Origin of the sequence: Actinophytocola xinjiangensis (assembly GCF_001921215.1) — a bacterium.
Taxonomy (GTDB): domain Bacteria; phylum Actinomycetota; class Actinomycetes; order Mycobacteriales; family Pseudonocardiaceae; genus Actinophytocola; species Actinophytocola xinjiangensis.
Genome location: NZ_MSIF01000004.1, coordinates 41,060 through 56,994, shown reverse-complemented (window position 1 = coordinate 56,994; position 15,935 = coordinate 41,060). Strand labels below are relative to the sequence as shown.

Sequence of the window (15,935 nt, the reverse complement as noted above, 5' to 3'; positions counted from 1 at the left end):
ACGAGGCGCCGGCGCGGGACGTGCGCCGGCCCGAGGATGACCTCGTGCTCGACGTTCGTGACCTACGGATGCGATACGGGACGACAGACGTCCTCACAGGGGTGAACTTCACGGCCCGTCCGGGGGAGGTCGTCGCCCTGCTCGGTCCCAACGGGGCCGGCAAGACGACGACCATCGAGATCCTGGAGGGGTTCCGGATGCGCTCGGCCGGGGAGGTCACCGTCCTGGCGACCGACCCGGCGCACGGGAACGAGAACTGGCGGGCACGGCTGGGCGTGGTGCTCCAGTCCTGGCGCGACCACGGGCCGTGGAAGGTCCGGGAACTGCTGGCGCACCTCGGCGACTACTACCTGCCGTACTCCAGCGGGCGAATCACCCGCCCGTGGCCGGTGGACGAGCTGATCGAGGTCGTCGGCCTGACCGAGCACGCCGACAAGAAGATCATGAAACTGTCCGGCGGCCAGCGCCGGCGGCTCGACGTCGCCATCGGCATCGTCGGCCGCCCGGAACTGCTGTTCCTGGACGAGCCGACCGCCGGGTTCGACCCGGAGGCCCGCCGCGAGTTCCACGACCTGGTGCACCGGCTGGCCGACGAGCAGACCACGATCCTGCTCACCACCCACGACCTCGACGAGGCCGAGAAACTCGCCGACCGGATCCTCATCCTGGCCGGCGGCCGGATCATCGCCAACGGCTCGGCCGACGAACTGGCCCGCCAACTGGCGACCGAGACCGAGATCCGCTGGACGGTCGACGGCCAGCGGTTCGTGCACTCCACGGTCGACGCGACCGGCTACGTGCGGGAGCTGTTCCGCAAGCACGACGAGCGGGTCGCCGACCTGGAGGTGCGCCGGGGAAGCCTGGAGGACGTCTACATGACGCTGGTGCGCCAGTTCGAGGCCGGCGAACACGACGCGGCGGTCCGCGACTTCACGGAGGTGGCGCGGTGAACACCATGACCCACGCCCTGCGGGTCGGGCTGCGGCGCGGCGGCCTGGAGGTGCGGCACACGTTCACCAACTCCCAGGACCTGTGGAACTACCTGTTCCCGACGCTGATCTTCCTGGTCGTCATGTTCTTCATGCGCGACGCGGCGGTGCCCGGCACCGACTTCTCGCTCGGCACCCGCACACTGCCCAGCCTGATCGGGATGAACGTCGTGTTCAGCGGCATGGTGACGTTGATGATGTCGCTGGCCCTGGAACGCGAGGACGGCACGCTGCTGCGCGCCAAGGCCGTGCCCAACGGCATGCTCGGCTACCTGGTCGGCAAGATCGTGCTGGTCGCCGGGATGATGCTGGTCAGCGTGGCGATCGTGATGATCCCCAGCGTGTTCATGCTCGACGGGCTGGCGCTCGACAGCGTCACCGCGTGGCTGACCCTGGTGTGGGTGATGGTGCTCGGGCTGGTGGCGACACTCCCACTGGGCGCGGTGTTCGGGTCACTGTTCACCAACCCGCGCAACGCGGGTGTGATCATGTTGCCGGTGATGGGCCTGGTGGCGATCTCGGGGATCTTCTACCCGATCTCGTCGTTCCCGGACTGGTTGCAGGGGGTGGCGCAGGTCTTCCCGGTGTACTGGCTGGGGCTGGGCATGCGGTCGGCGATGCTGCCGGCCGACCTGGCGGCGGTGGAGATCGGGGAGTCGTGGCGGCATCTGGAGATGGTCGGCGTGCTCGGCGCGTGGACGGTGGTCGGGTTCGTGGTGGCACCGTGGGTGCTGCGACGGATGGCCCGCAAGGAGTCCGGATCGAACGTCGCACAGCGGCGGGAGCGGGCGATGCAGAGGGTCACGTGAGTTGATGAGCGAGACGATCTACAACCGGATCGCGATGCTGCGGGCCGAGCGCGGGGTGTCCCGGCGGGAGCTGGCGGAGGCGCTGGGCGTGCACTACCAGACGATCGGGTACCTGGAACGCGGCGAGTACAGCCCGAGCCTGCACCTGGCGTTGCGGATCGCCGAGTACTTCGGGGTGGCGGTGGAGGTGGTGTTCTCCACCTCGCCGTTCCCCCGGCTCGGCTCGTCCCGGTCGGCCTGATCCTTTTTCGCGGGGGGTTGCTCGCCTTTCGTCGGCGCGGCTCGCATACTGGCTGGATGGCGGACAGCAGCGCGGCGGTCGTGACCGGCACGGTGACCTTCGGCAGCGTGCCGACGGAACTGGGTGACGTGCTGGCGGCCGTGACCGGTGAGGGCCTGGTGGCGACGGCGTTCACCGACTCGCCGCACGTGCGGGCCGCCGTGGCCGACCGGCTCGGCCTGACCGAGTCGCCCGACAACGGTCCGGCGGTCGCCGTCCTGACCCAGTTACGCGAGTACTTCGCCGGGCGGCGCCACGAGTTCGATGTGGACATCGACTGGCGCCTGATGTCGGCGTCGCAGCGGCGGGTGCTCGGCACCCTGTACGAGACCGTCCCCTACGGCACGGTGGTCACCTACGGTGAGCTGGCGGCCAGGAGCGGGTCGGGGATCCCGCCGAGAGGGATCGGATCGATCATGGGCAGCAACCCGATTCCGATCGTGGTGCCGTGCCATCGCGTGGTCGCTGGTGACGGGCTCGGCGGCTTCAGCGGCGGCAGCGGAGTGGAATCGAAGCGCCATCTGCTCACCCTGGAGGGTTACCTTCCTCCGGGTCTCTGGTAATAACCGCAACTTTTCCGGCCGTTGCCCGTTTGACATGCCATGCGCCGATCACGGCCAGTGACCGGGGATGTGACAATACAGATCCGTGACGGTGGGGAATGGAATGGGGAGCTTCCATGGTCGCTGACGGGCAGAGCGGCCCGGTGGTCAGCCGGCGCCGGGAGGTCAGTGGGGGCAGCGCGCGTTCGCTGTTGACGACCGTGCTCGGGGAGTTCGTGCTGCCGGCCGGGGAACCGGTCTGGACCTCGACACTCGTGGACGTCCTGGCGTTGTTCGACGTCGAGGAGAAGGCCGCCCGCCAGGCACTGGCCAGAACAGCCGCCGAGGGCTGGCTGACGTCCGACCGCTTCGGCCGCCGGGTCCGCTGGCGCCTCTCACCGCCCGGCCGGCGCCTGCTGGCCGAAGGCGCCGACAGGATCTACGGCTTCGGCAGCGGCGACCGGGCCTGGGACGGCCGCTGGCTGGTCCTGCTCGTCTCCGTCCCCGAAGCGATGCGCGACCTGCGCCACAAACTCCGCACCCGCCTGAGCTGGGCCGGCTTCGGCTCGCCCACCGCCGGCGTGTGGATCACCCCGCACCCCGACGCCGAGGCCGACGCCAAACTCATCCTCGACGAACTGGACCTGTCCTCCCAGGCCATGTCGTTCCTGGCGAACTACGGCGCACTGGGCCAGGAACGCGACATGGTCGCCAGCGCCTGGAACCTCACCGAGGTCGCCACGAAGTACGACACGTTCATCCGCGACTTCACCTCCCTGGACCCGACCAGCCCCAACGAGATCCTCCGCGCCCAGACGATGCTGGTCCACGAATGGCGCCGGTTCCCGTTCCTGGACCCACAACTGCCGGCCGAACTGCTACCGGCCAAGTGGAGCGGAACGACGGCCACGGCGCTGTTCAACGCCAAACACCACCACTGGCGCGCCCAGGCCCGAGACCGCTGGACCGAACTGGCCACGGAGTAGGGCCCCGCGCCCATCCCGCCCGCCAGGGAACGCCGTCGAGCCCGGGCATGGGGCTGCGACCGGTACCGGAGCTGGCCGGGTTGAGATTTGTATCCCGGCGAACGTGGGTCGCCGGCTACCGGTAGGGCGAAGTGGCCTTACCGGGCCTGGGGTCAGGCCGCTGTGGGGTTGAGCCAGGTCGTGGGGGCCTCCAGAAGGCAGGGGTGGGTGAGCTCAGGCGGCGGCGGGTTCGTCGGGGTCCAGGGACGCTGTCTCCCCGGCGGCCGTTTCCTGGGCTCGTGCTTCCTGGGCTCGTGCTTCCTGGGCTCGTGCTTCCTGGGCTCGTGCTTCCTGGGCTCGTTTGGCCAGGTGGGCCAGGAGGCCGTGGTGGCGGCGTTCGGCGAAGGCGGCGCGGTCGGCGGCCCTCTGGGCCCGGCGGCGGCGGTGGGCGGTGAGGCGGTCCTCGGATGGTTGGTCGGGCATCTCGCGGTTCCTGGTCAGGGTGGATCGGCGGTGTGGACGGCCGGTTGGTCGACCGCCCATAACCACGTGCCGTCGGGTTGGCGGCGGGCTATCTCCGCGGTCACGCTGCCGTCCGCCAGGCGGGTGGCGGTGAGGGCCACGTCGCCGTTGATCAGGGGTGGGTGCGGGGTGCCGTGGGTGAGGTGCGGGCGGGTCGACAGCAGCGTCTCGTAGGCGCGGCGGATGTCGGCGTGGCCGGCGGTGGTCTGGCCGGGTGGGAAGGCCAGGACGGCGTCGGGCTCGTAGAGGGCGACCAGGCCGTCGATGTCGCCGGCGTTGGCCAGGTCCACGAAGAATCGGCCCAGGTCGTTGGGGGTTCTGGCGGGCTGGTGGCGCGCTGCTGTGTTCATGCTCACGACCCTGGCACGAGGGTCCGACAATAAATCGATGGACCGCCGCCGGACCCTGTGGTTGGGTCGGGCCACGCCTTGAGACGGGAGGAGGTGAGGGCATGTTCACCGATTCGACCATGCGCTCCCGTGCCGCCGTCTCGGCGTCGCGGCAGGGTTGAGGGAGCGCACCACACCCTCAGGGAACCCAGATGTCTGATCTGATCGTGCGTCCGCTCGCCGCGGGCGAAACCATCGACTTCCACCACCTGACCGACCCCGCCCTCATCGACATCCAGACGACCGGGCGCGACTACTACGCGCAGGCCGCCCTCGGCCAGTACCGGCCCGAATGGACGTGGATCGCCCTGCGGGACGACCGGTTCGTCGCGCGGGCCGCGTGGTGGGGCGGCCCGGACGACGAGAGCCCCAAGGCCCTGGACTGGCTGGACTTCGGCCCCGGCGAACAGGACGCCGCCGTCGAGATCCTGCGGGCCGCGCCGCTGACCGCCGAGTACTGCCTGATCCTGCCGCCGCGCTGGCGGGACGACCCGCGCGCGCGGGCCGCCGCCGAGGCCAGGATCGAGGTCGCCGAGCGCGCCGGGATGCGCCGGTTCGTCGAACGCCTGCGCTACGGGTGGACCCCGGCCGACGGGCTCCCCGACCGGCCAGGGCGCCTGCGGTTCACCGAGGAACCGGACGACGAACGGATCCGCGAGGTGCTCACCCAGATCGTCGCCGGCACGCTGGACGCCCACCAGCGCCAGGCCATCGCCGACGGTGGGCCGGACGCCGCCGTCCGCGATGAGCTGGAGTTTCTCCACTGGATGCCGTCGCCGCGCGAGTGGTGGCGCCTGGCCCACACCCCGGAGGGCGACCTGGTCGGCCTGACCGTACCGGGGCGCAACTACGGTGGACCGGTCATCGGAATCGTCGGTGTGGTGCCCGGACAACGTGGTCACGGGTACGCCTACGACCTGCTCGTCGAGGCGACCTTGCTGCTCCGGTCGCACGGAGCCGATCACATCGCCGCCGACACCGACACGACGAACACCCCGATGGCGGCGACGTTCGCACGCGCCGGCTATCCCATCAGCCAGGAAAGGGTCTATCTGAAGTGACGGACACGCTCGCCGCCGCGCGGTACGCACGCCTGCGCTGGAACAGTCCCCTGGCCGAGGACCACGCCGACCTGCTGTTGGATCGCCTGGACCTCACCGCCGACACGACCCTCGTCGACATCGGCTGCGGTTGGGGTGAACTCCTGCTCAGGGCCGTGGCACGGACCTACAACCGGGCGACCGGGATCGACTCCGACCCCCTGGCCCTGGACCGCGGGCGGCGAGCGGCCGTCGAACGAGGCCTGGTGGATCGCGTCGACTTCGTCGAGGAGAAGGCCGAGTCCTGGCGGGGCACCGCCGACCGCGCGATCTGCATCGGCGCGTCCCACGCCCTGGGCGGCACCCGCGCGATGCTCACCGCCCTGGCCGACCGGGTCCCCAGCGGCCGAGTCCTCGTCGGGGACGGCTGCTGGGCCACCCCGCCCACCCCGGCCGCCCTCGACCTGTTCGGCAACGAGTTCCTGTCGCTGGCCGACCTGGTCGCCGCCGCGAACAGCGCCGGCTGGCGAGTCATGCACGTCAGCACCGCCGACCAGCGGGAATGGGACGACTTCGAGTCCCGTCACCGGGCCGGCCAACAGGAATGGCTACTGGACAACCCCGGCGATCCGCGAGCCGGGGAGGTCCGGGAGTGGATCGACAGCCGGGAGCGGGTGTACCTGTCGTCCTATCGAGGAGTGCTCGGGTTCGCCTACCTCGTGCTGGGGCGCTGAGGTCGGATCGGGGCCGGGCAGCGAACGCTGGGTCCACAGCACGTCGCGCCACGCGTCGTGTTTCCACCCGACGTGGCGGAAGGTCCCGACGGGCTCGAAGCCCAGCGCCCGGTGCAGTGCCTCGCTGGGCGGGTTGGGCAGCGTGATGCCGGCCAGGACCGTCCGGTAGCCGCGCTCGGCGAGCCGGTCGAACAGCGCCTCGTACAGCGCGCGCCCGGCACCGGTTCGGCGTCGGCCCACCTCCAGGTAGACGCTGACCTCGCAGGACCAGCGGTAGGCGGCCCGGGACTTGTACTCGCTGCCGTAGGCGTAGCCGACGACCCGCCCCGCGTCCGTCGCGACCAGCCACGCGTGGCCTCGGGTCGCCACCGCGATCCGCTCGGCCATCCGCCCGGCCGTCGGCGGCTCGGACTCGAAGGTGATCGCCGTGTCGGTGACGTACGGGCGGTAGATCGACGCGCAGGCCGGCGCGTCGTCCTCCGTGGCCGCGCGAATCATCATGACACCATATTAACCAGCTCGGGTCCTATAGTGACAGCATGACGGAGGACGGGTTCGCCAGGTCACTCGCCGAGGCGCTGCGCGACGCACGGGAGAGCAGGCAGCTCTCGCTCAACGCGCTGGCCGACAGGTCCGGCGTCTCCCGGGCGATGATCGGCAAGATCGAGCGCGGCACGGCCCAGCCGACCGCCGCGCTGCTGGGACGGCTGTCCGGCGCACTGGGCCTGACCCTGTCCGAGCTGATCGCCCACGTCGAGCAGGACGACCGCCGGATCGCCCGCGCACACGAACAACCCGTGTGGACCGACCCCGACACCGGGTACGTCCGGCGCGCGATCTCCCCGTCGGCCGGCGGACCGCTGGAACTGGTCGAGGTCGAACTCCCGGCCGGGGCCAGCGCCAGTTTCCCCGCCGACACCTACGCCTTCGTCCACCACCAGATCTGGGTGCTGCACGGCCGGCTGCACTTCCACGAGGGCGACACCGTGCACCAGCTGGACACCGGCGACTGCCTGCGCCTCGGCCAGCCCTCGCCCTGCACCTACCACAACCCGACCGCGGCGCCCTGCCGCTACCTCGTCGCGCTCGCGCGGCGGCACTGAGACCGCGGATCCCCGAACCCGGGAACAGCGGCGATCCCGCGTGGACGATCAGCGCAACCCCGCGGTGCTGTCGACGATCAGGCCGGTACCTGGTGCAGTTCGCCGGCCACCTGGTCGCGCAGGACGTTGCGGCGGATCTTGCCGGTCGCCGTCCTGGGCAGGTCGGGCAGCACCACCACCGCGCGGGGGCGTTTGTAGGCCGCCAGGCCCTCGCGGCACCAGCTGATCAGGGCCTTGGTGTCCACCGGGCGGCCAGGTACGGCGACGACGCACGCTATCGGTTTGTCCAGGCCGTCGGCGTCCTGGACGGCCACGACCGCCACCTCGGCGACGTCCGGGTGTTCCAGGAGACGGTCCTCCACCTCCGCCGGGGACACCCAGATCCCCCCGGCCTTGAGCATGTCGTCGGAGCGGCCAAGACACGTGTACGTACCGTCGTCGTTGCGGACGTAGGTGTCGCCGGTGCGCAGCCACTCGCCCTGGAAGACCTGGCGGGTGGTGTCGGTGCGGCACCAGTAGCCGGTGGCGACCGACGGGCCACCCAGGTACAGGTCGCCGGGGTGGCCGGGGGTGTCGATCGGGGTGCCGCCCTCGTCGCGGAGTTCCACGCGGTAGCCGGTCACCGGCACGCCGGAGGAGCCGGGGCGGACCTGGCCGGGGCGGTTGGACAGGAAGATGTGCAGTGCCTCCGTCGAACCCAGACCGTCGAGAACCTCGACGCCGAAACGGTCGCGGAACCGCGAGTACAGCACCGGCGGTAGCGGTTCCCCGGCCGAGATCCCTTGGCGCACCGAGGAAAAGCTGTCGTCGGGGACCGTGGAGTTCAGCAGCGCCGAGTAAACCGTGGGGACGCCGAAGAACAGCGTCGGGCGGGTCCGCGCGGCGAGGGCGGCGATCGACGCCGGTGTCGGTCTGGCCCGGTCCAGCACCGTGGTGGCGCCGGCCGCGAGGGGGAAGAACGCCGAGTTTCCCAGGCCGTAGGCGAAGAACAGCTTCGCCACCGACAGGCAGCGGTCCCCCTCCGTCACGCCAAGCACGCCCCGGCCGTACAGCTCGGCGACGCTGCGCACGCTGCCGTGGCGGTGCATCGCCCCCTTGGGTTTGCCGGTGGTGCCCGAGGTGTAGAGCCACAGCGCGGGCGAGTCCGCCCAGGTCGGGTACGGGGTGGTCAGCTCACCGGCCGAACTCAGCTCCGCCCAGGGATGCACCGTCGCGCCGACGACGTCGGCTGGGCCGTCGATGGCGGCATCGATGGCGGCATCGATGGCAGTATCGATGACGACGTGCTCGACCTCTGGCGCGGCCGCCACGGCGAACCGCACGGCGTCCAGGAACTCCACCGACGCGCACAGCACCCTGGCCCGCGAGTCGGCCAGCACCACCGCCAGTTCGGCGCCGGTGACCATGGTGGACACCGGCACCGGCACCGCCCCCAGGTACATCGCCGCGAGGATGCCGCTGAGCAGCTCCACGCCGTCGGCCATGCACAGCATCACCCGCTCCTCCGGGCGCACCCCGACCGCCCGCAGCCCGGCCGCGACGCGGTGGGTCCGCCCGGCCAGGTCCTGGTAGGTCAGGGTGTTCTGGCCGCACACCACGGCCGGGCGATCGCCGGCACCGGCGCGTAAGTGCCGGTCCAGCAGGTAGTCGGTGGCGTTGAACACCGGCGGGGTTGTCATCTCGACCGCCTCGGGGTCAGGGAGGCTCAGGGCAGATAAACGTACTCGTAGTCCCACGGCCGGCCGTTGACGCCGTTGCGTGGCGGCGCCACCCAGCTCGCGATCCGGCCACGTTCGGTCACAGGGTGCATGAGTGAACGCACGAACGCCAGGTCCTCGCTCGTGGGCAGCCAGCGGTGGCTGGCCGCCCGCCAGGTCGCCTCGTCGACGATCGTGCCGTCGGGGGTGATGTGGTGGCCGGAGTGCAGGCCGACCGCGCGGTTGAACCCCGGGTGCGGCAGCGCGAACCGGACGTCGATCTCGGCACTGGCCAGAATTCTGTTCCAGCGCTTGATACCTGTCTCGCAGTCGGCGATGTACTCGTCGCGCAGGTCCAGGTTCAGCGCCAGCAACGCCGACAGCTCGTCGGCCGACCAGGTGCCGTCGGCGCCGGGACGCTGGACGTGCACGCCGTCGTCGGTGAGCCGGTGGTCGTCGCGGCGGCGGGCCTCCTGCCAGCGGCCCTTGAGACCGGCGGTGAAGTAGTTGGCGGCGTTGGTGGAGGTCTCCGAGCCGAACAGGTCCAGCGAGACGGTGTAGTGGAAGTTGATGTAGCGCTGGATCAGGTCCAGCGGGATGCCGCCGCACGGCGCGATGTCGAGCGTGTCGTGCTCCCGGACCAGCGCGGCGCTGCGCTCCACCACGCGGTCGACACCGGTGGTGCCGACGAACATGTGGTGCGCCTCCTCCTTGAGCATGAACTCGCAGGTGCGCGACAGCGGGTCGAACGCGGACTCCTTGAGCGTGCCCAGCTGATACTTGCCGTCGCGGTCGGTGAAGTAGGTGAACATGAAGAACGCCAGCCAGTCGGCGGTCTGTTCGTTGAACGCGCCGAGGATACGCGGCGAGTCGGGGCTGCCGGAGTTGCGCAGCAGCAACCCCTCCGCCTCCTCGCGACCCTCCTTGCCGAAGTACGCGTGCAGCAGGTACACCATCGCCCACAGGTGCCGGCCCTCCTCCACGTTGACCTGGAACAGGTTGCGCAGGTCGTAGAGGCTGGGGGCGGTGAGCCCCAACAGTTTCTGCTGCTCGACCGACGCCGGCTCGGTGTCCCCCTGGACGACGATCAGCCGTTGCAGGTCGGCCCGGTACTCGCCGGGGACCTGCTGCCAGACCGGCTCGCCCCGGTGCTCACCGAAGCCGATCACGCGGTCGGGGTCGCGGTCGGCGAGGAAGATGCCCCAGCGGTAGTCGGGCACGGCGACCTGGTCGAAGTGCGCCCAGCCGTCGCGGCCGACGCTGACCGCGGTGCGCAGGTAGACGCTGGTGGTGCGCAGCGTGGGGCCCATCTCGCCCCACCAGTCCAGGAACTTGGGCTGCCAGCCCTCCAGCGCGCGTTGGAGGCGGCGGTCGCCGGCCAGGTCGACGTTGTTCGGGATCTTCTCGTCGTAGTTGATCGACGCCATGTCACACCCGCTTCCGGTCGAGGACGGCCCTGCGGCCGGTGCCGTAGCGCGCCAACGCGCCCGCCTCGCCGGACGCGTTGGGACGGTTGAAGATCCAGTTCTGCCACGCGGAGAGCCGGCCGAAGATCTTGGTCTCGACGGTCTCCGGGCCGGCGAAGCGGTGGTTGGCCTCCATCCCGGTGCACGCGTCCGGGCTCAGCGCGGCGCGGCCCTCGACGACCAGGCGGATCTCCTCGTCCCAGTCGAGGTCGTCGAGGGCGTCGGTGACCAGGCCCAGTTCCAGCGCGCGGGCCGGGGCCAGCGGCGTGTCGAGGTGCAGGGCGAGCAGGTCGAGGTGACCGGGGTCACCCCAGAACCGGGACGCCAGCCGGCTCAGGCCGTTGCCCATGGGGAACAGGCCGAGGTTGGCCTCGGTGAGGGTGAGCGTGACGCCGCCGGTGTCGCCGTCGGTGTCGCCGTCGGTGTCCAGGACGTACTGGCGGTCGGCGGCGAGGGCGAGTTCGGCGAGCGGACCGGCGAAGCAGGAGCCGGGCTCGATCAGCGCGACGAGGCTGCGGCTGGTGACGTCGAGGCGTTTGAGGGTGCGCTTGAAGTGGTGGACGATCTCGCTGGTCAGCCAGTCGTCGCGGGTGCGCAGGCGGCGGTCGTGGGCCAGCACGGCTGCCGGGTCGCCGGCGGTGCGCAGCAGCCAGGTGCCGAGTTCGGGTTCGTTGACCCGCAGCCGCAGGATCAGGTCGTCGAGCTGGCGGGTCATGGCCAGCGGCCAGTCCTCGTCGTCCGGTCCGGGGGCGTGCACGGTGACGGCGACGGTGCCGGCGGCGCGGTCGTAGTCGGCGGTGACGTGGTCGTAGCGCAGGCCGTCGGGGGTCTCGGTGCGCCGCAGCGGGGTCAGCTCGACGCCCCGCGCGCCGGGGCGGGGTGGGCCGGCGAGCGCGCGGGCGCGGTGCCGGACGGCGTCGTCGAAGCGGCGGGGCGGGGCGAGCTCGTCGACCAGGCGCCAGGCCAGGGCGGTGGCGCCCTTCACACCGTCGGGGCGGGTGGCGAACACGTCGGCGAGGTCGCGGCGCACGCCGCGCTTGTCGACCAGGCGGGTCAGGCCGCCGGTGCCGGGCAGCACGCCCAGCAGCGCGACCTCGGGCAGCGAGACGGTGGCGCTGTTGTCGTCGACCAGCAGGATGTGGGCGCAGGCCAGGGCCAGTTCGTAGCCGCCGCCGGCGCACGGACCGTTGACCGCGGCCAGGTAGGTCTGGCCGGAGTGGGCGGTGGCGTCCTCCATGGCGTTGCGGGTCTCGTTGGTGAACTTGCAGAAGTTGACCTTCCAGTGGTGTTCGGCGGCGGCGAGCATGCGGATGTTGGCTCCGGCACAGAAGACCTTCGGTTTGCCGCTGGTGAGGATGACCGTGCGCACCTGGGGGTGTTCGAAGCGCAGCCGCTGGACGGCGTCGTGGAGTTCGATGTCGACGCCGAGGTCGTAGGAGTTGAGCTTGAGCTCGTAGCCGGGGCTCAGGCCGGCGTGCTCGTCGACGTCGAGGACCAGCCAGGCGAGGTCGTCCTCGATCCGCAGCCGCCAGTGCCGGTAGGTCCGGGGATGGGCGTCGAAGGACACCGGCATGGGACCTCCCTCGTCGAGGTCCGCCCAGTGTTCGACAGATTGATTGCGCGCGTCAAGGTCTATGTAGAAGATCAGCTCGGGAGCGTTTCGGGCCGCTCGCGCGTTGTGCTGGGTGTCGGGTCTTCTATGAGGGAGGCACTACCGTGCCTGTGTTCGTTCTCCTGCTGTTGGTGATGCTCGCCGAGATCGCGGTCGTGGTGGCCATCGGCCAGGTCATCGGCGTACTCACCACCATCCTGCTGCTGGTCGCGGTGTCCGCGGTCGGCGTGGTGATGCTGCGCCGGCAGGGCATGCGGACGATGACCGCGTTCGCCGAGGCCGCCCGCGCGGGCCGCGACCCCTCGGCGGAGATGGCCGACGGGATGCTGGTCGCCGTGGCCGCCGCGCTGGTCCTGTTCCCCGGCTTCGTCAGCGACGTGCTGGCCCTGGCACTGCTGTTCCCGCCCACCCGCGCGGCGGTCCGCCGCCGGGTCCTGGCCGGCGTCGCCCGGCGGCGCGCGGCACAGGCACCGTTCATCGTCGTCGACTCCGAGGTCGTGCGCCCCGACCCGAACCCGATCGTGATCGAGTCCTACCGCGAGGACCGCGACTGAGCCGACGCCCCGAGTCGACCAGCCTGGGGCCGCCCCGGCGTGGCGGCCGACACAGCGCCGGGGCTCTCGCCCGCCCGGGCCGTGTCCGATCGGCCTAGGGAGCCGGCTCCGCGTGCACCGCGGCCTTCAGCTCGTGGAAACCGGGAGTGCCGGCGACCAGCAGCGTGCCGTCCCACAGCGCGCCGGCGGCCTCACCGACCGGGACCCGGGAGACGACCGGGCCGAAGAACGCCACCCGGACGCCGTCGTCGCGGGTCGTGGCGATGATCGGCGTGCCGACGTGCGGGCCGAGTTCGGCCATCGCCTCGGCGTGTGAGGCCCGCAGGGCCGCGTCGTGGGCCAGCGTGGTGCCGGTGCCGGCGAGGTCGCGGGGCAGGCCGGCGCGCTCCAGGGCGTCGGCCAGGTCACCGATCCAGTCACCGGTACCGGCGTCGCGCCACAGCTCGGCGTGGAAGCGGCCCAGCGCGTCGTGCCCGTGCTCGGTCTGGACGGCGGCGCCGACCCGCGCGGGGATCCACAGACAGCCCTCCTGGTCACCCTCGGGGTCCTCGTCGCGGCCCTCGTTGAGCGCCGAGAGGCTCATCACCCGCCAGCGCACGGAGACCGGGCGGACCCGGGTCACCTCGGTCATCCAGCGGGCGGTCACCCAGGTGTACGGACAGGACGGATCGAGCCAGAAGTCGGCGATCATGAGCCCATTCTGTACCGGTACGTGGGGTAGGTCAGGTAGCCCGAGTCGCCGCCCTGGTAAAAGGTGGCCTCGTCGACCGGCGCGATCGGCAGCGCGTTGCGCAGGCGCTCCACCAGGTCGGGGTTGGCGATGAACGCACGGCCGAAGCTGACGAGGTCCGCGCCGAGCCCGAGCCAGTGGTCGGCCTCACCCCGCCCGGTCTGGCGGGGTCCCATCGGCAGCACCGGGTTCATCACCAGCGCGCCCGGCCACGCCCGGCGCAGGGCGACCAGCACGGGCTCGTCCACGGTGGCCTCCAGGTGCACGTAGGCCACCCGCAGGCGGGCCAGTTCGGTGAGCAGGGCGGTGTAGAGCGCGGGAACCTCGGTCTCCCGCACACCCCAGAACGTGCCGCCCGGCGAGAGGCGGATCCCGGTCCTGGCCGCGCCGACGGCCTCGACGGTCGCGGCCACCGCCTCGACGGCGAACCGGATCCGGTTGGGCACCGAACCCCCGTAGCGGTCGGTGCGCAGGTTGGCGTTGGCGGACAGGAACTGCGAGATCAGGTAGCCGTTGGCGCCGTGCAGTTCCACCCCGTCGAAGCCGGCGTCGACGGCGTGCCGCGCTGCCGTGGCGTAGGACCGGGCCTGCTCGGGCACCTCGTGGGTCTCCAGTGCGCGCGGGGGCGGGGCCGGCCGAGGTCCGGTGGGGGTGAACACGTCGCCGACGGCGGGCACGGCCGACGGGCCGACCGGCACCAGCCCGGTGGTGTCCGGGTGCGAGACCCGCCCGCCGTGCATGAGCTGGGCGAAGATCCGCCCGCCGTTGGCGTGCACCGCCGCGGTCAGCGGGCGCCACGCGGCGACCTGCTCGGCGGTGTACAGGCCGGGAGTCCCCGGACCGGACTGGCCGACCCGGTTCGGCTGCACGCCCTCGGTCACGATCAGCCCGGCCGACGCGCGCTGGGCGTAGTAGGTCGCCATCGACGGGGTCGCCAGACCGCCGGGTGCGGCCCGGACCCGCGTCATCGGCGCCATCACCACCCGGTTGGGCAGCACGAGGTCACCGAGCCGGTAACTGTCGAAAAGCGTTGGCACGTCAGGACTCCTTCGCGTCCGGCGGATACCCGGCTACGGTAGAACCTGACATTGACGTCAGCGGCAAGGTTGTGTGTCCCAGGCCACAGCGAGGAGGTCGGCGTGCGCATCGGCGAACTGGCGGGCGCCACCGGGGTCAGCGCCCGGTCCCTGCGTTACTACGAGGAGCAGGGCCTGCTCACCAGCACCCGCAGTGCCAGCGGCCAACGGCACTACACCGCCGTGGAGGTCGAGCGGGTCCGGTTCATCCAGCGCCTCTACGCCGCCGGCCTGTCCAGCCGCACCATCGCCGAACTGCTGCCTTGCGTCGACTCGCCGAGCGAGGAGAACTCCGACTCCGCGCTGGAGCGCATGGCCAGGGAACGCGACCGGCTCTCCGAGCACATCGACGACCTCATCCACACCCGCGACGCCCTCGACGCGTTGATGGCCACCAACCGGCGCCACCGCGCGAGCCTGCGGGTCGGCCAGGCGACGGCTAGGCGCTGACGGCGGCCGTCCCGGCGCGGCAGGACTCGGCGTAGGCGCTCGGGGTCTGGCCGACGGCCCGGGTGAAGTCGCGGATGAAGTGCGGCTGGTCGAAGTAGCCCAGTTCCACCGCGACCTCGGCCCAGGTGCCGCCCGGTCCGGCCGCGATCCGGGCGGCGGCCTCGTGCAGCCGGTAGCGGCCGAGCACCCACTTCGGGCTCACACCGACGTAGCGGCGGAACATCCGCTGCAAGGTGCGCGCCCGCACACCGAACCGGTCGGTGACCTGCTCCACCGTGGTGATCGTGCGGTCGTGGAGCATCGTGTGCACGATCGCGCCGACCCGCTCGACGACCGGATCGGCGGCCGGCCGACGCTCCCGCAGGTACTGCTCGGCCACCCCGGCCAGCTCCCCCAGGTCCCCGGCGCCGCCCAGCGCGGCGGCCAGCCGGTCGGCTCCCGGCCACCACAGCGGCACGGTCCGCTCGGTCAGGTCGGCCACCGGGCGCCCGAGGAAGGGGTGGAACCCGCCCGGCCGGAACTTCACGCCGAACACCCGGCCCCGCCCGGACAGCGGGTAGCCGAACCGCTCCCGGCCCACCCCCGCGACCGCGACCCGGCCGTCGACGTGCACCAGGTTCACGCACGGGTGCGGCAGCAGGGTGACCGTGTCACGCCGCCCCGGCGGCAGGTCCCAGCTCACCAGCCAGTGCCGCTCGACCAGACCGGCCAGGTCCGCGCTCGCCGGGAGCCGGTCGAGCCGGTAGCCCGCGTCCGGCGCGCCCAGCACGCCGTGCTCGCTGGCGGTCTGTCCCCGTCGGCCGTCGTCCATGGCCACCAGCATGCGGCAGTGCGCTGACCAGCGTGAACGCGGGCCGGGTGTTCGCCTGACGAACAAGATTGACGAACCGGAAGGGTATGCAGTATTCCAGAAACACAGGAGGTCGCCATGGCCAACGATGTCAATGGACCCACCGTTTCGGAAAATCCCACCGAAT

18 protein-coding genes and 1 pseudogene are annotated in these 15,935 nt (G+C 71.5%); 10 read left to right on the top strand and 9 right to left on the bottom strand.

Features of this window, described 5'->3' with window-relative positions:
• The first annotated feature begins 68 nt into the window (after positions 1-68).
• The 5 genes from BLA60_RS10705 to BLA60_RS10685 all read left to right on the top strand — a co-directional run bounded on the left by BLA60_RS10705 (position 69) and on the right by BLA60_RS10685 (position 3,606).
• Complete coding sequence (locus BLA60_RS10705; protein ID WP_075132969.1) at positions 69-950, top strand: ABC transporter ATP-binding protein; 882 nt, start codon at positions 69-71, stop codon at positions 948-950.
• The gene (locus tag BLA60_RS10700; RefSeq protein WP_075132674.1) at positions 947-1,798 is read left to right on the top strand and encodes an ABC transporter permease; all 852 of its coding nucleotides are present in this window, start codon (positions 947-949) and stop codon (positions 1,796-1,798) included. Before BLA60_RS10705 ends, BLA60_RS10700 begins: the two co-directional genes overlap by 4 nt.
• A 4-nt stretch (positions 1,799-1,802) precedes the next feature.
• The gene (locus BLA60_RS10695) at positions 1,803-2,039 is read left to right on the top strand and encodes a helix-turn-helix transcriptional regulator (protein ID WP_075132673.1); all 237 of its coding nucleotides are present in this window, start codon (positions 1,803-1,805) and stop codon (positions 2,037-2,039) included.
• Positions 2,040-2,095: 56 nt separating this feature from the next.
• Positions 2,096-2,641: a methylated-DNA--[protein]-cysteine S-methyltransferase gene (locus tag BLA60_RS10690; RefSeq protein ID WP_075132672.1), complete on the top strand. Its 546-nt coding sequence runs from the start codon at positions 2,096-2,098 to the stop codon at positions 2,639-2,641.
• Positions 2,642-2,757: 116 nt separating this feature from the next.
• Positions 2,758-3,606, top strand: coding sequence for a PaaX family transcriptional regulator (locus BLA60_RS10685; protein WP_084734819.1), 849 nt, complete (start codon positions 2,758-2,760; stop codon positions 3,604-3,606).
• Positions 3,607-3,819: 213 nt separating this feature from the next.
• Here BLA60_RS10685 and BLA60_RS43110 read toward each other — a convergent pair whose 3' ends face one another.
• Together BLA60_RS43110 and BLA60_RS10680 are read right to left on the bottom strand one after the other, a co-directional pair.
• On the bottom strand, positions 3,820-4,068 hold the full coding sequence (locus BLA60_RS43110; RefSeq protein WP_154814268.1) for a hypothetical protein: 249 nt from the start codon (positions 4,066-4,068) through the stop codon (positions 3,820-3,822).
• 14 nt (positions 4,069-4,082) lie between these two features.
• A complete protein-coding gene (locus tag BLA60_RS10680; protein ID WP_075132671.1) occupies positions 4,083-4,457 on the bottom strand; it encodes a YybH family protein in 375 nt (124 codons plus the stop codon).
• A gap of 191 nt (positions 4,458-4,648) precedes the next feature.
• On the opposite strand from BLA60_RS10680, the gene BLA60_RS10675 reads away from it, so the two are divergent.
• Positions 4,649-5,557, top strand: a complete 909-nt coding sequence (locus tag BLA60_RS10675; protein WP_075132670.1) for a GNAT family N-acetyltransferase — start codon at positions 4,649-4,651, stop codon at positions 5,555-5,557.
• Positions 5,554-6,270, top strand: coding sequence for an SAM-dependent methyltransferase (locus BLA60_RS10670; protein ID WP_075132669.1), 717 nt, complete (start codon positions 5,554-5,556; stop codon positions 6,268-6,270). Before BLA60_RS10675 ends, BLA60_RS10670 begins: the two co-directional genes overlap by 4 nt.
• Positions 6,271-6,276: 6 nt before the next feature.
• Here BLA60_RS10670 and BLA60_RS10665 read toward each other — a convergent pair.
• Positions 6,277-6,768 (bottom strand): annotated as a pseudogene (locus tag BLA60_RS10665) (N-acetyltransferase family protein); the annotation flags it as partial.
• A 41-nt stretch (positions 6,769-6,809) separates the two neighbouring features.
• Between BLA60_RS10665 and BLA60_RS10660 the strand changes: the two are divergent.
• Positions 6,810-7,373, top strand: coding sequence for a helix-turn-helix domain-containing protein (locus BLA60_RS10660; protein ID WP_075132667.1), 564 nt, complete (start codon positions 6,810-6,812; stop codon positions 7,371-7,373).
• A 77-nt stretch (positions 7,374-7,450) separates the two neighbouring features.
• On the opposite strand, the gene BLA60_RS10655 is transcribed toward BLA60_RS10660, so the two are convergent.
• From BLA60_RS10655 to boxC, 3 genes are read right to left on the bottom strand one after another with little or no spacing between them, the layout of a single operon-like run.
• A complete protein-coding gene (locus BLA60_RS10655; RefSeq protein WP_075132666.1) occupies positions 7,451-9,052 on the bottom strand; it encodes a benzoate-CoA ligase family protein in 1,602 nt (533 codons plus the stop codon).
• 26 nt (positions 9,053-9,078) lie between these two features.
• Positions 9,079-10,497, bottom strand: coding sequence for a benzoyl-CoA 2,3-epoxidase subunit BoxB (gene boxB, locus BLA60_RS10650; RefSeq protein WP_075132665.1), 1,419 nt, complete (start codon positions 10,495-10,497; stop codon positions 9,079-9,081).
• A 1-nt stretch (position 10,498) separates the two neighbouring features.
• Positions 10,499-12,109, bottom strand: coding sequence for a 2,3-epoxybenzoyl-CoA dihydrolase (gene boxC / locus BLA60_RS10645; RefSeq protein WP_075132664.1), 1,611 nt, complete (start codon positions 12,107-12,109; stop codon positions 10,499-10,501).
• Between the two features lie 143 nt (positions 12,110-12,252).
• On the opposite strand from boxC, the gene BLA60_RS10640 reads away from it, so the two are divergent.
• Entirely contained in the window at positions 12,253-12,702 is a 450-nt protein-coding gene (locus tag BLA60_RS10640; protein ID WP_245811930.1) for an FxsA family protein, read from the top strand.
• Between the two features lie 94 nt (positions 12,703-12,796).
• On the opposite strand, the gene BLA60_RS10635 is transcribed toward BLA60_RS10640, so the two are convergent.
• Together BLA60_RS10635 and BLA60_RS10630 are read right to left on the bottom strand one after the other, a co-directional pair.
• Complete coding sequence (locus tag BLA60_RS10635) at positions 12,797-13,393, bottom strand: mycothiol-dependent nitroreductase Rv2466c family protein (protein WP_075132662.1); 597 nt, start codon at positions 13,391-13,393, stop codon at positions 12,797-12,799.
• On the bottom strand, positions 13,390-14,469 hold the full coding sequence (locus BLA60_RS10630; protein WP_075132661.1) for an alkene reductase: 1,080 nt from the start codon (positions 14,467-14,469) through the stop codon (positions 13,390-13,392). The genes BLA60_RS10635 and BLA60_RS10630 overlap by 4 nt, the downstream gene beginning before the upstream one ends.
• Positions 14,470-14,571: 102 nt before the next feature.
• On the opposite strand from BLA60_RS10630, the gene BLA60_RS10625 reads away from it, so the two are divergent.
• Entirely contained in the window at positions 14,572-14,958 is a 387-nt protein-coding gene (locus tag BLA60_RS10625) for a MerR family transcriptional regulator (RefSeq protein WP_075132660.1), read from the top strand.
• Here BLA60_RS10625 and BLA60_RS10620 read toward each other — a convergent pair.
• Complete coding sequence (locus BLA60_RS10620) at positions 14,948-15,769, bottom strand: helix-turn-helix transcriptional regulator (protein ID WP_075132967.1); 822 nt, start codon at positions 15,767-15,769, stop codon at positions 14,948-14,950. The genes BLA60_RS10625 and BLA60_RS10620 overlap by 11 nt on opposite strands.
• Between the last annotated feature and the right edge of the window lie 166 nt (positions 15,770-15,935).